This window comes from Streptomyces sp. YIM 130001, assembly GCF_003574445.1.
In the GTDB taxonomy this organism is placed as follows: domain Bacteria; phylum Actinomycetota; class Actinomycetes; order Streptomycetales; family Streptomycetaceae; genus Streptomyces.
Genome location: NZ_KZ984580.1, coordinates 34,034 through 47,767, shown reverse-complemented (window position 1 = coordinate 47,767; position 13,734 = coordinate 34,034). Strand labels below are relative to the sequence as shown.

The window sequence follows — 13,734 nt, the reverse complement described above, 5'->3', positions numbered from 1 at the left end:
AAGCGCGTCATCCACCCCGGCGAGGAACTCGGCCGTGGGAAAGGCATTCATTATCTCGCCGATTGACGATGAGAGCGCGCCGGAGGCCGGCGCGGTGGATTTCGACTCGCTTGGCGAGTGCGCCGATAGGAAATCCGCAGCGGCTGCCGCATTCATCTACAGCACGGCCGGGGCGCGTGAATCCGCCGAAGCCCTGGTCCAAGTTCTGGTGTCCGTCATTTCTGTGGACACAGCGCCGTACCCCGAGGCCGGGTAGTCAGCGCAAGGTGCGCACGCTCGAAGATGGCCAGCCCGCTGCGCGCCGCCATGATGAGACGGTGAACCCGCAGGAAGGTAAAGCGCCGTTCGTGGACCTCCACGCGTCCTACGTGGAGCTGAAGGCCGAGATCGACGCGGCCTGGGAGCGGGTGATGCGCTCCGGGCGCTATCTGCTCGGTCCCGAAGTCGAGTCCTTTGAGGCGGAGTTCGCGGCGTACTGCGGCGGCGCCCACTGCGTGGCGGTCGGCAGCGGCTGCGATGCGCTGGAGCTCATCCTGCGCGCCCACGGAATCGGCCCCGGTGACGAGGTCATCGTGCCCGCGCACACCTTCATCGCGACCTGGCTGGCCGTCACCGCGGTGGGGGCCCGGCCGGTGCCGGTGGAGCCGGAGTCGGGCACGTACACCCTGGGCCCCGCGCCGATCGAAGCCGCCGTCACGTCCCGCACCAGGGCGGTCCTGCCGGTCCACCTCTACGGGCACCCGGCCGACCTGGCGGCCGTCACGGCCGTCGCGGTCCGGCACAACCTGCTGGTGGTGGAGGACGCCGCGCAGGCGACCGGCGCCCGGTGCCGCGGTCTGCGCGTAGGTGCCGGCAGCGCCCCCGTCGCCTTCAGCTTCCACCCGAGCAAGAACCTTGGGGCGATGGGCGACGGCGGCGCCGTGGTCACCTCGGACGCGGACCTCGCCCGGCGGATCCGGATGCTCCGGAACTACGGCTCGCGGACGCAGTACCACCACGAGGTCCAGGGCACGAACTCCCGCCTCGACGAGCTGCAGGCGGCAATTCTGCGGGTCAAGCTGACGCGACTGGACGAATGGAACGCCCGGCGGGCGGCCGTGGCCGCCCGCTACCACCGGGAGATGGCCCGCCCCGTCGGCCCGTGGGAGCTGGTGCTGCCGCAGACCGCACCCTGGGCGGAGCCCGTGTGGCATCAGTTCGTGATCCGCTCCGTGCACCGGGAGGAACTGCGGTGGCGGCTGGCGGAGAAGGGGATCGACACGATGATCCATTATCCGGTGCCCGTGCACCGCTCCCCGGCGTATTCGGGGACGGTGACCGGGCCGCTTCCCCTCACCGAGCGCCTCGCCGGGGAAGTGCTGAGCCTGCCCATCGGGCCGCACATGCCCGCCGATCAGATAGAAGCCGTTGTTTCGACACTTATTCGCATTCTCGAAGATGCTCCCGAGCCCGCGCATCGCCACCCTGAATGAGGGATTCATTTGCGCGGCACGCAATAAGAGGGAGTAGCAGCCGTGGGACATGATGAGAAGATCTCGGTCTATCTTGTGCAACAAGGCATTTGGGACATGCCCATGGAATCGATGCCGCTGGCGGCCGGCTATTTAAAGGCCACCGCGCTGGCGGACGACCGGCTCCGCGACGCATTCGACATCAAGATCATCAACTACCGCGGTGGCATCACCCTCACGAAGATGGCCAACGAAATATTCGCGGACGGCCCGCCCGACATCCTGGCCTGCTCGGTGACGGGCTGGAATTTCCGCACCTTCGGGTCGCTGGTCGAGACGTTCAAGCAGCTCAACCCGTACGGCTGGGCGGTCTTCGGCGGTACGCACGTCGCCGACCAGGCGACCAGAACGTTCGGGATGTATCCCGAGGTCGACGTGATCGTCAATGGCGAGGGCGAACTGGTCTTCCGTGACCTGCTCGTCCGGTACTTGGACGATTGCTCCCCCCGCGCTCTCGGCGGCGTCCAGGGCATCTCCTACCGCGAGGGCGGCGACACCATCGTCACCACCGATCCGCGCGACCGCATCCAAGACCTGGACATCATCCCCTCGCCGGCCCTGTCCGGCGCGCTGGAGCTGACCCATTCCGACGGCGGTTTCCGCTATGACGTGGCCCTGATGGAGACCAACCGGGGTTGCCCGTACAAGTGCGCCTTCTGCTACTGGGGCGGCGCGATAGGGCAGCGGGTCCGTGCCTTCTCCAGGGAGCGGCTCCGGGAAGAGCTGGAGCTTTACGCAAGCCTGAAGGTGCACACCATCTGTCTGTGCGACGCGAACTTCGGCCTGATGCCGATCGATGAGGAGTTCATCGACGACGTCATCGAGGTCCGCAAGCGCACAGGCTATCCGCGGGCGCTGGAAAGTTCCTGGGCAAAGAACAAGTCCAAGGTCTTCTACAACATCGTCCGGAAGATGAAGGACGCGGGGCTGCGCAGTTCCTTCACGCTGGCGCTCCAGACGCTCAACCCTGAGGCGCTGGCGCTCATGAACCGCAAGAATATGAAGGTCAACCAGTGGGAGGACCTCGTCAACTGGCTGAACGCCGAGGACCTGGAGTGCTACGCCGAACTCATCTGGGGTGCCCCCGGAGAGACCGTCGAATCGTTCCTCGAGGGATACGACCGGCTGGCGCACTACGTTTCCCGGATCGCGGTCTACCCGATCCTCCTGCTGCCCAACACGGACTACTCGGAGAAGAAGGACCAGTACGGGATCGTCTCGGTGCGCGGCGACCACGACGACTTCGAGTACGTACTCGCGCACAACACGATGACCATGGCCGACAACCAGCGCATGCAGCGCTTCCTCTTCTGGAGCCGGGTACTGGCCGACGCGGCCGTCTTCCGGCACACCTTCACGGGCCTGCGGACGCTTGGTGGGATACGGCAGTCCCAGGTGCTGCGGACGATGGACGAATGGATCCAGCGCACCGGCGACGAAGCCGCGATCCCGCTCCGCGAGGCCGTGACGATCGGAACCGAGGCGCCCGGCTCGGCGATCGACTACCTCTATCGTGAGCCGGAGGCGAAGCGGTTGCTGCGACGCTGGTGGAGCGAGGCAATCCGGCCGCAGCTGCCGGCAGAGCACGTGCACGTACTCGACGACATCTTCGAATACGACCTCCTCACCCAGCCGGTGTACCGCCAGGACGGCAGCGAACTGCCGGACGACTGCACCGTGTTCCGGATCGGTGAGGACGACCACGTCGTGCGGTCGGAAGTGACGTTCGCCCACGACGTGTTGAGCATCCTGTCCCGGCTACGGGCGGGGGAGGAGCCGGATCTGCGGCCGCTGGAAGTCAGCTTCGATCTGTACTACCGGCTCGGGGTCGAGCAGTTCACGACGACCACCAACAGCGAGGAGATCGTGCATTTCATGGGCTACACAAAGAGCGAGTTCTTCAGCGGCACCGAACTCGCCGGCGAGCCCACCGAAGATCCGTACGCGACGCTGAAGCGGGAAAGCAACTGCGGCTGAGCGCTGCACCGCATAGCGGATGACCGTCGGGCCGAACTCGATAAGGGGCTCGGCGGTCGTGCTGGTGTGTTTGCGTGCAATTTGAAGGCGAGTGATTCTTCAGGAGTGCATTGCCGATGAACGTCAATCCACCCCTTGTGGGCGGGCGTTCGGCTTGCTAGCCTTTTGGAATGGGCGTCAATTCTACTGGACATTGGAACCCGTTCGAGTCGATTACGGCCAATGAGCCGGAATCCGAGATCAAGGCGGGGCGCGTCGCCTTCATAGAGCAGCCGCGCAATGTCAATACCGAAGTACGCGAGTCGGTGAGCAGTGCCATTCAAAGGACCTTCCCGCGTCCAGCGGCGACGTTGCTCGAGGCCGTGGTCACCTGGATCAGCGGCTGCCCGCACCTCGGCCAGAAGCCGCTGGTGCACCGGAGTCGGCTCGGCTATACGGTCGAGGCGTTCGGCGGCTTCATACTCACCGTCGCAGCCGGCGTTCTGGCGGTCTCCGCGCACTTATGGTGGCTGCTGCCCTTCCAGTGGCTGATTCTGTCCGGGCGCGGCTGGGCACTGTTCAATATCTTCCACCACGCGACGCACGACACGCTGTTCAGATCGCGTCGGGTCAACGAGGTGCTGGCATTCAGCGTGTCGCTGATGTCCTTCTCGTCTTCGCTGGAGTCGTACCGCGAGCAGCACATCCGCAGCCATCACACGCGTGCGATGTGCACCTACCAGGACGTGGAAGCCCCTCTCCTCGACCTGGGGTTCCCGACCGGTATGCCGAAGTCCTTCTACTACCGGCGCCTGGCCTACCTCATCCTTTCGCCCTGGACCTACGTGCTCTATGTGCGTTATCGGCTGTTCGACTGGCAGCGCGGGGAGCCGTGGTACCGCAAGGCCGCGCTGTGGACGTTCGCGGCGTCCCTGGTCGCCGGCGCGTACTGGTTCGGCTTCGTCCCGGAGCTGCTGCTCGCGTATGTCGTGCCGATGTTCGTGGTGTTCAACGTGACCGGGCTGCTAGGGATGTTCAGCGAACACCACTGGGGCACGCTGCTCGACGCGCCGGCGCGGCTGCGCATGGTGCTGCTGGTGCACAGCCGTTTCCTGTTGGACGAGGCGCCTGCGCCGACGCTGCCGACTGGCCGGCGGATCGGGGCTTGGGGCCTGTGGTGGCTGCGGCTGGTGGGTTATCACCTGGTCGTGCGTGTCGCGGTGCTGCCCAGCGACTCGAGCCCGCACGACCATCATCACCGGCATCCGCGCACCGAGGACTGGACGAGGAGTACGTACGAGCGTTTCGAGCACGTCGTGGACGGATGCCCGGGCTTCGCGCAATACCCGCACACGCACGCCTGGTCCCTCGGCGAGGCCATGAACCGCGTCTTCACCAGGATGTCTGCGGCCCCGCTGCCGGATCCCGCGCTGGACGACCAGCAGACGCGGGCGGTGCGGCGCCTCCTCGCGCGGGTACGTTCCGTGCCGACCGGCCCGGATCGTAGCTCGCCCGCCGACCTGCTTTCAGAGTCGCCGCGGCTTGCCGAAGACCAGAAGGCGCCTCTGACCTGATCCCCGGTATCGGGGCGGGATTGGCAGACTGGTGGCACGACGAAGCTCCGTTGAGCGGGGTTGACTTGGGAAGGTCACCCGCCCAACGGAGCTTCGTTGCGTAACGGCTGCCCGCCGTCCGGCGCGCAGGCTGAGCTGCCTAGGCGTCGTCGGTCGTCTCGGCCGGCTGCTGCAGGCCCCGGATGAGATCGGCGCCCTTTTCGGCGATGGCGATGACGGGGGCGTTGGTGTTGCCGCGCACCACCGTCGGCATGACCGAGGCATCGACGACCCGCAGTCCGTCGACGCCCGTCACCCTAAGCTGCTCGTCCACCACGGATCCCATGGCGCAGGTGGACGTCGGGTGGAAGATGGAGTGAGCGTAGCGGAGGGTGTACGCGCGCAGGTCGGCGTCGGACGTGGAGGCCGGCGGGCGGAAGGGGTCGCTCGTGTACGGCTTCAGTGCCACCTGGTTGGCTATATCGAGGCCGATCCGCAGCGAGGTCACCGCCGTCCGCAGGTCGTCGTTCTCCGCGAAGTAGTTGTGGACGATCCTCGGCTTCGCGGTCGGGTCCTCGGAAGCGAGCGAGACGGAGCCGCGGCTGCGCGGGGTCAGCAGGGACGGGCCGAAGGTGAGCGCGTGCCGGTCGGGAACGCCCAGCCCGTTGTCGACGAACATGACCGGAGCGGCGAGGTACTCGAGATCGGGCGCGGGCAGGCCGGGGTCGCTGCGGACGAAGCCGCCGACCTCGGGCCCGTTGGAGGTCAGCGGGCCCCGTCCCTCCGTCTGGAACTGCTCAATGTGCTCGGGCTGTCCGGCAGCCAGCATGCTGATGGGGTGTTCATGCGGGTAGATCAGCGGGATCAGGACGTGGTCCTGGAGGTTCTGGCCCACCTGGGGCTGGTCGAGTACGACGGGCAGCCCGAGAGCCCTCAGCATGCCGGCCGGGCCGATGCCGGAGAGCATCAGCAGCTGCGGCGAGTTGTAGGTGCCGGCTGAGAGTACGACCTCGCGCTCGGCGCGGAAGGTGACCTCCTCGTCCAGCCGGTGACCGGTGATGCCGACGGCCCGGCTTCCTTCAAAGAGAACTCGGTGGACCTGCACGTTCGTTTCGACGGTAAGGTTCGGCCGGCTGAGCGCCGGGTGCAGGAAGGCGGTGGCCGTACTGACCCGCATTCCGTTCTGCTGGGTCAGCTGGAAGGCGCCGAAGCCGTCCTGCTCCGAGCCGTTGAAGTCGTCGTTGGCCGGGTAACCGGCCGCTGTGGCAGCCTCCAGAAACGCCGTCGACATCGGATTGCCGGCCCGTCCTTCGGAGACTGCCATCGGGCCGTCGGCGCCGTGGAAGCGGGACGGGCCGCGTTCGTTCCCTTCGGAGCGCTTGAAGTAGGGGAGCAGTTCGTCGAAACTCCAGCCCGGCTGCTGCCACGCGTCGTAGTCCGCCTGGTTGCCCCGGATGTAGATCTGGGTGTTGATCGAGCTCGTCCCGCCCACCACCTTGCCGCGCGGAAGGTAGACACGACGGCGGTTCATGTACGGCTCGTCGTGGGAGTCGTAGTCCCAGTCGAGCCGGGTGCGGAAGAGCTTGGCGAAGGCGGCCGGAATGTGTATCTGCTCGGCGCTGTCCATGGGACCGGCTTCCACCAGGCAGACCCTGATATCCGGGTCCTCGCTCAGCCGGGCCGCGAGTACACAGCCCGCAGAGCCGCCGCCAACGATGACGTAGTCGTACATGAACTCCTCCTTGGGTGATTACCCCAAGCGTGACGCGTGGCAAGGGAATGCCCTTCTCCTGGGATGCGCAATTCAGAAGACGTAAGCCGGCGCCGCACTTGTGACGATGGGGTACTCAATCAGCCGTACAGCAGACAGAAGGAGAACCAACATGCCCGCTACGGCGACGCGGTGGGGAAATGCGACACGGATACTGAAGGCTGCCGGGGTGGAGGAGGATACGTCGTACTACCGGACCTTCGACTCCGAGAACGAGAAGGCAGTGCTCTCTGTGGCGCTCCGGATACAGGCCGCCTGGGCCGGCAACGACGCCAACGCGTTCGCCGACTGTTTCGCCGCGAATGGCAGCCTGCTGATGAGAAATGACCAGCTGAAGAGCCGTGAAGAGATCCGCGCCTATATGGCCGAGGGGTTCCGGGGCATCTTTCAGGGGGCGCATGTACAGGGAGGGCCGCTGTCCCTCAGGTTCCTCAGCGACGACGTCGCGACCGTGGTCACCGAGGGCGGCATCGTCCTCGCCGGAGCGAGTGGCGTCGCCCCCGACCGGCGCATCCGCGCCACCTGGGTCATCGTCAGAGGAGAAGGAGGGGACGGCGGTGACGGGCCGCAGCTCCTCTCCCACCAGAGCAGTCCGATCAGTTGAGCGGCAGGCGGAGGGCCCGGAGACGCGCATCGCGTCTCCGGGCCCTCCGCCTGGTGTGCTCAGGTACGGGCGGCGCGGTGCCGGCGAGTCAGCTTCTCCAGCAGCGGGATGACCTCGTTGGGACCGGGGGTGCCCAGCCGTTCGTTGCGCACCCGGTCCGCGTTCTGGCTGAACGACGGGTCGTCCAGCACGCGGATGACTTCCTTGCGCAGGAGCTCGGCGGTCACCTGATCGGAGTCCGCCACATAGACGCCGGCGCCGCGGCTCTCCAGCCCGTTGGCGTGGGCGACCGGGCCCCACCACTTCTCGTGCCAGTAGGTGCCGGGCACGATGAGCTGCGGCACGCCGTGCTCGATGGCGGAGACGAAGGTGCCGGGCCCGCCGTGGTGCACGATGGCCGAGCAGTTCGGGAGCAGGGTGTTCAGCGGGACGAAGTCCACCACGCGGACGTTGTCGGGCACGGTGATGTCCGGGGATATCTGGTCCCGGCTGAAGGTCGCTATGACCTCGGCGTCGATATCCGCCACAGCTTCGAGCAGCTCTCCGGCCGGGGCCTCGATGCCGTGCGACTCCCGGTGGGAAAAGCCGAGGGTGAGGCAGACCCGCCGACGAGCCGGCAGCTCGTCCACCCAAGCCGGGGACGTGACCGGGCCGTTGAACGACACCGGGCGCACCGGGACGTAGGACACCTCCTGGGGGTGGTGGATCCATGACGGAGCAGGGTCGATGGTCCACTGGCCCACCACCATCTCCTCGTCAAAGGTGCAGTCGTACCGGCGGAGCACCGGCTCCAGCCAGTCGCGCATCGGGTCGCGCAGGCTCTGTCCGCTCGCCCGCTGCGCCGCGGCCACTCCGTTGCGGAGCTGCACCAGCGCGTCCACCCCGAACATCAGACGGGCATGGGCGGCGCCGCAGGCACGGGCGGCCACCGGCCCGGCGAAGCTGATCGAATTCCACACGACCAGGTCCGGTTGCCAGTGGCGCGCATACGTCACCAGCCCGTCGAAGGTGGCATCGGGGGTGAGCAGCGGAAAGAAGTCCTCTGCCATCGACACGAGTTCGGCGTGCGGGTCGTCCCAGCCGTAGTCGGACTGCACCGGTTTCGCGCCGAGCTGCCGCCGGCCCAGAGCCGTGCCGGCGGCCTCCTCCGGCTCCTTCTCGGGCTCGGCATCGGCCAGTTCCTCCTTCAGATGCGCCGACGACTTCCCGATCGGTACGGGAAGCAGTCCCAGCCCTGCGATGTCCTGCGCCAGCTCAGGATGGCTCGCCAGTCGCACCTGGTGTCCGGCGGTCTGCATCGCCCACGCCAACGGGGCCATGAGGTACAGCTGTGATCGGTTGAGAGAGGTGACGAACAGGACACGCATAGGGCTCCTCGCTATGACGCTTGGGACTCGGAGGCGTACTGCACCAGCCGCTCGGCCAGCTCCTTCGGACGGCTGAGGGCAACGCAGTGGCTGCCGTCGATCTCGTCGGGAGTGATACCGAGCCGCTCCTGGGCCACGCCGCGGCTGAACTCCGGGGGGAAGAAGCGGTCGTCGCGGCCGATCAGAAGCTTCGTGGGAACGGACGGCCACTTCTCCAGGGGCCACGGCACACCCATCGGGGTCTGGGACTGCGCCCGCTCCCGCTTCATCGCCTCGGCAGCCAGCTCCGGCGGAACATCGTGCAAGAACTGGGCCGTGCCGTCGTCGTCCGCGTACTGCGCCTGGTCGAGTGCGGTGAAGCCGCTGTTCTCCCACCAGTCCTGCGGAGCCTCGCCGGGCTTGGGGATCATGCCGGCCACCAGCACCAGCAGGTCGGCCGAGGTACGGTCGGCGACCAGCGGCGCGGTGAAGCCACCGAAGGAATGGCCCACGACCACCACGGAGTCGCGGTCGCCGATGGCCTCGACCACCGTGTCCGCGTACTGCGTGAGCCCGGCCGCGTCGTCGTCGCTGGGCAGGTCGACCGCTACCACTTCATGGCCGCGGTCTAGGAGTTCGGCCTCCACTAGGTGCCAGCTCCAGGCTCCGTCGCCGGCGCCGTGGATCAGGGCAAAGGTCGTCATAGTTGCTGTCCTTCCATGGAAGTGCGGTTCTTCCGTCGCAGCCAAAGGTAGGTAACGCCGAGGGTGAGTATCCAGTTCAACCAGAACCCGGCCAGTTGGGACACGAGCGGCAGCTGGCTCTCGCTGAATCCTGGCAGTTGCGGGGCGCCGTACCAGGCGACGTTGAACAGAACACGCCCGGTCATCACGCTCATGGTCAGCGCGAAGCTGTAGAGCATGTGACGCCGGTGGTCAGCGAATCGGCCCTGGCGCGCGGCGCGGAACCCGGCGATGGTCGTGGCGAGAGAGAGCCCCGCCCATAGGGTGGTGCCCACCGCACCGGCGCCCTGGAGCGTGCCGAACGGCATGATGACCAGCGACAGCAGTGCCGCGGGCAGGATCCCGGCGAAGACGTAGGCACGGCCGCTGACGCGGTGGACGGCCGGGTGCCTGCGCCGCAGCCACGGCCAGACCTGCAGCACCGCGGTGACGATTGCCACGGTCCCGAAGGCTACGTGCAGCCAAAGCACCGTGTAATGGGCGGCGAAGTCGGGGTTGATCGGGATCAGTGACTGTTCCGGAGCGATTCCCAGGTACCGCGGCCAGCTGATGAGGAGGAAGAAGGCGACGAGCAAGGCGAGTGGCAGCATCCACGGACGGGTCAGCCACGAACGCGCCGTCGTCGGCTCCTCGATCCACGGCTGAGGAGCCGCTTGCCGGGGAGGCGTGTCTGCACCGGTGAACTCGCCGATTTCAGCGTTCTGGGCCATAAGTGACTCTCCTGCTGGGGCAGGATCGCCGGGCTGCACGGGCAGCCCGACGACCGTAGCCAGGTGAAATTCCCTGTCTGTCAGCCACCAAGCCCTGCTAGGCGGCAATTTCGATGCGCGTGTGATCGCCGATCACCAGCCGATGGTGGGAGCTGGCCGGTCCGACCACCGCGGCCCGCCCGATGATCGAGTCCTGCAGCAGAGGAACCGAGGAGACCGTCGCATCGTCGAGCACGACCGACCCGCCTATGCGGGTGCCGTTCAGCAGACAGCCACGGCCGATCGAGGTGTACGCATCGATGACGCAGTTCTCGATGCAGGTGCCGGCACCGATGATCGCCGGCCCCGTGATCCGGGAGGCGACCACGTGGGCGCCCGGCTCCACCACCACCCGGCCGCTCAGGCGGCTGCGGACATCGACGTCACCTCGTACGGACCGGCTGAGGGAGCTGAGAAGGTGGCGGTTGCAGTCCAGGACCGCGACCGCGTCCCCGGTGTCCCGCCAGTACCCGTCGTATTCCTCAGCTGTCACGGCGGCGCCGTGGTCCACCAGCCACTGGATCGCGTCGGTGATCTCCAACTCACCGCGGGCGCTGGGCCCGATGGCGTCGACCGCGCGGTGGATGGCAGGGGTGAAGAAGTACACGCCGGTCAGCGCGAGGTCGCTTTGCGGCTGCTGCGGCTTCTCCACCAGCCGCCGCACCGCCCTGCCGGCCAGCTCCACCACGCCGAAGGCTCGCGGATCGGCCACCCGGCGGACGAGGAGATGGGCTTCGGGGCGGGTGGAACGGAACTCGTCGGCCGAGCCGGCAATTCCGCCGGGCATGACGATGTCCCCGAGGAACATCGCGAAATTGCTGTCACCGAGGAACGGCTTGGCCAACCGCACGCAGTGAGCCAGGCCGAGCGGCTGCTCCTGGCGGATATAGGTGATCCGGACACCGAGGCGGGAGCCGTCTCCCAGCGCCTCCTTGATGGCCGAGGCCCAGCCGCCGACGACGACACCGATGTCCCGGATGCCTGCGTTTCGCAGGCTCTCCAGGCCGTACTCCAGGACGGGCCGGCCGGCGACCGGCACGAGCTGTTTCGGCATGGAGTGACTGAGAGGGCGCAGCCGGGTGCCTGAGCCGCCGGCGAGGACCAGTGCTTTCATCGCCGTGGTCAGCCTGTGATGGGACTGCTCTGGTACGCAAGGAGCTGCCACTCGCCGTCCCGTTGCACAATCACCCAGGTGGTGCGGACCTCGCGCTCCGGTGCCGGGATCGTCTCGCCCGGCTGCGTGAAACCACCCCGGGTGATCGCCACGGCGACGCCCTCGGCGATGAAGCGGACACTCGCCGGTTCGTCGACGACGCTGGTCCCGCGGTACGGGCCGGCGAACTGGTCCGTCAGGTACGTGCGGATCTCTTCGCGGCCCTTGAGCTGCTCGTCCCCCAGCAGCAGGCTCCCGTTCTCGGTGAAAATCCCGGCCAGGTCGTCGGCGTCACCACGCTCCCAGCAGCCCCGGAAGCGCAGCGGAACACTGAGGACGGCACCCTCGGTGCCGTTGGCGAACGAGCCGTAGTGGCCTGCCCACTCCTTGGCCTGGTCGACCAGCGACGCTGCGTTGGACATGGGTGTTCTCCTGTTCTCTTACGTTCCGTTGGAATGGGCTGGTGCGGCGTGTCACCAGCGCAGGGTCGCGCCGGCGCCACGGGGGCTGTTCTGGTAGGAGGTGAGCTTCCAGGTGCCGTCCTGCCTGACGACCACCCATGTCGAGCGGACCGCGAGTTCAGGGGCGATCTCGGTCTCTCCCGGGGCGAGAATCCCGCCGTGCGTACGAATCAGCGCCACGTCGTCCGAGGCGAAACGCACATCGACCGGCTGCCCGGTGACGCCACTTCCCTTGAACGGACCCGCGTAGGCCGCGGCCATGAAGGAGCGGATCTCCTCGCGATTCGTCTTGTAGACGTCACCGGGGAGAATCATTTCCCCGTCCTCGGTAAAGGCGTCGGCCACGCCGTCGGCGTCGTTCTCCGCCCAGGCGGCCACCAGTTTCAGCGGCACGCCGAGCACCTCCTTCTCCTTGTCGCTGGTGAACTCTCCGTAATAGGCGTCCAGTGCACTCACATTTCCTCCTGGCCGTCCTGGCGATATTCAGTCGGGGGCAACCTTGCTGCGGGGCGGTGCGGGGCGCATCTTCCGGGTTGCTCAGGACCGGAGCGCCACCGGCAGGGCCTCGAGGCCGCGGGTGATGCTGGGGCCGCCGATCCGCCACCGCAGCTCGTCCTGCGGACAGGCCAGGCGGATGACCGGGAAACGGGCCAGCAGCGAACCGATCGCGACCTGCCCTTCCATCCGGGCCAGCGCCGCGCCCAGACAGAAGTGGATGCCGTGGCCGAATGCCAGATGCTCGCTGCCGGTGCGCTGGATATCGAGCCGGTCGGGATCGGGGAAAAGGCTGGGGTCCCGGTCGGCGGCGCCCAGTACGACGGCGACCGCGGAACCCTTGGGGATGGTGACGCCGGCCAACTCGATGTCCTCGGTCGCAAACCGCGGCGTGGCCCGCTCGACCGGTCCGTCGAACCGCAGCAGCTCCTCGATCGCGGAGGGCAGGAACTCGGGATGCTCGCGCAGTTGTGCCAGCTGGTCGGGGTTGCGGAGGAGGGCGAGCATGCCATTGCCGATGAGGTTGGCCGTGTTGTTGTGGCCTGCGACGATCAGCAGCTTGGCCATGCCGATCAACTCGCGCTCCGAGAGCCGGTCGTGACCGTCACAGGCGGCGATCAGGGCACTCAGCAGGTTGGGCTGGCGGTCGCCTGCGAGGGTGAAGTCGACGGTGGCGCGCATGGAGCCGATCAGCCTGGTGAGATACCGCTCCATCTCCGCGTTGCCCTGCTTCCGCCGCAGCACGGCCTCTTCCGACTGCGGCGGGGACAGCGCCATGTGGGTCCAGGCGCCAAAGTTCTCGCGGTCCGCCACCGGGATACCCAGCAGCTCGCAGATCACCGTGATCGGCAGGGGGAACGCCAGGCCGGCGACGAGGTCGGGCCGGCCGGAACCGGCCAGGCCGTCGAGCAGCTGGTCACAGATCTGCTGGACGCGCGGTCGCAGACTCTCGATCCGCCGCTGGGTGAACGCCTGGCTCACCAGTCGCCGTTGGCGGGTGTGGTCCGGAGGGTCGCTGTTGAGCATGTTCGCACCCAGCAGCCCTTCGTCGCCGGAGCCGGCGCCCATGTTCCGCAGCCACAGCCGGGCCTGGGACGGGTCCTTGGACAGCCGCGGGTCGAGGAGTGCCGCCTGGGCCAGGTCGTAGCGGGTGATCAGCCAGGAGTCCAGCCCCATGGGGCCCGACACCTTCTGGACGGGCGCCGCCTGCCGCAGACGGGCGTATGAGGGGTAAGGGTTCGCTTGGAATTCTTCGCCGCGCAGGTCGGTTTCGCTCATCCCCGGATAGTCGGAAGGCGCGAGCGTGCACGCATCTTCCGAATTGCGGAGCGGGCAACGGGCGTCGTAGCAACCGAAGAGATGCAGCGTCGGCGGACGGAGTGAAACGGTCTG

At 67.4% G+C, this 13,734-nt stretch carries 13 protein-coding genes; 5 read left to right on the top strand and 8 right to left on the bottom strand.

Annotated features, from left to right (window positions below; all coding sequences use genetic code 11):
• The 4 genes from DSC45_RS36710 to DSC45_RS34700 all read left to right on the top strand — a co-directional run.
• On the top strand, positions 1-256 hold a 256-nt coding region (locus DSC45_RS36710), incomplete at its 5' end, for a hypothetical protein (protein ID WP_240435017.1).
• Between the two features lie 10 nt (positions 257-266).
• On the top strand, positions 267-1,472 hold the full coding sequence (locus tag DSC45_RS34710) for a DegT/DnrJ/EryC1/StrS family aminotransferase (protein WP_276145488.1): 1,206 nt from the start codon (positions 267-269) through the stop codon (positions 1,470-1,472).
• A gap of 42 nt (positions 1,473-1,514) precedes the next feature.
• Positions 1,515-3,488 (top strand): KedN5 family methylcobalamin-dependent radical SAM C-methyltransferase, encoded by a 1,974-nt coding sequence (locus tag DSC45_RS34705; RefSeq protein ID WP_346426701.1) that lies wholly within the window; start codon positions 1,515-1,517, stop codon positions 3,486-3,488.
• A 170-nt stretch (positions 3,489-3,658) separates the two neighbouring features.
• Complete coding sequence (locus tag DSC45_RS34700; protein WP_119296032.1) at positions 3,659-5,041, top strand: fatty acid desaturase; 1,383 nt, start codon at positions 3,659-3,661, stop codon at positions 5,039-5,041.
• Positions 5,042-5,180: 139 nt separating this feature from the next.
• Here the strand turns inward: DSC45_RS34700 and DSC45_RS34695 are convergent, their stop codons facing one another.
• Positions 5,181-6,752: a GMC family oxidoreductase gene (locus tag DSC45_RS34695; RefSeq protein WP_119296031.1), complete on the bottom strand. Its 1,572-nt coding sequence runs from the start codon at positions 6,750-6,752 to the stop codon at positions 5,181-5,183.
• A 151-nt stretch (positions 6,753-6,903) separates the two neighbouring features.
• Between DSC45_RS34695 and DSC45_RS34690 the strand changes: the two genes are divergently transcribed.
• Positions 6,904-7,395, top strand: a complete 492-nt coding sequence (locus DSC45_RS34690) for an SgcJ/EcaC family oxidoreductase (protein ID WP_119296030.1) — start codon at positions 6,904-6,906, stop codon at positions 7,393-7,395.
• Between the two features lie 59 nt (positions 7,396-7,454).
• Here the strand turns inward: DSC45_RS34690 and DSC45_RS34685 are convergent, their stop codons facing one another.
• The 7 genes from DSC45_RS34685 to DSC45_RS34655 form a co-directional block, all read right to left on the bottom strand.
• Positions 7,455-8,762 carry an activator-dependent family glycosyltransferase gene (locus DSC45_RS34685; RefSeq protein ID WP_119296029.1) on the bottom strand — a complete coding sequence of 436 codons (1,308 nt, stop codon included), beginning with the start codon at positions 8,760-8,762 and terminating at the stop codon, positions 7,455-7,457.
• An 11-nt stretch (positions 8,763-8,773) separates the two neighbouring features.
• A complete protein-coding gene (locus DSC45_RS34680) occupies positions 8,774-9,445 on the bottom strand; it encodes an alpha/beta hydrolase (protein ID WP_119296028.1) in 672 nt (223 codons plus the stop codon).
• Positions 9,442-10,194, bottom strand: a complete 753-nt coding sequence (locus tag DSC45_RS34675) for a DUF2306 domain-containing protein (RefSeq protein ID WP_119296027.1) — start codon at positions 10,192-10,194, stop codon at positions 9,442-9,444. The genes DSC45_RS34680 and DSC45_RS34675 overlap by 4 nt, the downstream gene beginning before the upstream one ends.
• 97 nt (positions 10,195-10,291) lie before the next feature.
• Positions 10,292-11,347: a glucose-1-phosphate thymidylyltransferase gene (locus tag DSC45_RS34670; RefSeq protein ID WP_119296026.1), complete on the bottom strand. Its 1,056-nt coding sequence runs from the start codon at positions 11,345-11,347 to the stop codon at positions 10,292-10,294.
• Between the two features lie 8 nt (positions 11,348-11,355).
• Positions 11,356-11,808, bottom strand: coding sequence for an SgcJ/EcaC family oxidoreductase (locus tag DSC45_RS34665; RefSeq protein ID WP_119296025.1), 453 nt, complete (start codon positions 11,806-11,808; stop codon positions 11,356-11,358).
• A gap of 51 nt (positions 11,809-11,859) precedes the next feature.
• A complete protein-coding gene (locus DSC45_RS34660; protein WP_240435016.1) occupies positions 11,860-12,303 on the bottom strand; it encodes an SgcJ/EcaC family oxidoreductase in 444 nt (147 codons plus the stop codon).
• A gap of 81 nt (positions 12,304-12,384) precedes the next feature.
• Positions 12,385-13,620: a cytochrome P450 family protein gene (locus DSC45_RS34655; RefSeq protein WP_119296023.1), complete on the bottom strand. Its 1,236-nt coding sequence runs from the start codon at positions 13,618-13,620 to the stop codon at positions 12,385-12,387.
• Positions 13,621-13,734: the final 114 nt, after the last annotated feature.

What these genes read in the sequence shown, in the direction of transcription:
- DSC45_RS34700 (WP_119296032.1), top strand. Translation starts at nt 3,659, where the DNA reads ATGGGCGTCAATTCTACTGGACATTGGAACCCGTTCGAGTCGATTACG.
- DSC45_RS34695 (WP_119296031.1), bottom strand. Translation starts at nt 6,752, where the DNA reads ATGTACGACTACGTCATCGTTGGCGGCGGCTCTGCGGGCTGTGTACTC.
- DSC45_RS34690 (WP_119296030.1), top strand. Translation starts at nt 6,904, where the DNA reads ATGCCCGCTACGGCGACGCGGTGGGGAAATGCGACACGGATACTGAAG.
- DSC45_RS34685 (WP_119296029.1), bottom strand. Translation starts at nt 8,762, where the DNA reads ATGCGTGTCCTGTTCGTCACCTCTCTCAACCGATCACAGCTGTACCTC.
- DSC45_RS34680 (WP_119296028.1), bottom strand. Translation starts at nt 9,445, where the DNA reads ATGACGACCTTTGCCCTGATCCACGGCGCCGGCGACGGAGCCTGGAGC.
- DSC45_RS34675 (WP_119296027.1), bottom strand. Translation starts at nt 10,194, where the DNA reads ATGGCCCAGAACGCTGAAATCGGCGAGTTCACCGGTGCAGACACGCCT.
- DSC45_RS34670 (WP_119296026.1), bottom strand. Translation starts at nt 11,347, where the DNA reads ATGAAAGCACTGGTCCTCGCCGGCGGCTCAGGCACCCGGCTGCGCCCT.
- DSC45_RS34665 (WP_119296025.1), bottom strand. Translation starts at nt 11,808, where the DNA reads ATGTCCAACGCAGCGTCGCTGGTCGACCAGGCCAAGGAGTGGGCAGGC.
- DSC45_RS34655 (WP_119296023.1), bottom strand. Translation starts at nt 13,620, where the DNA reads ATGAGCGAAACCGACCTGCGCGGCGAAGAATTCCAAGCGAACCCTTAC.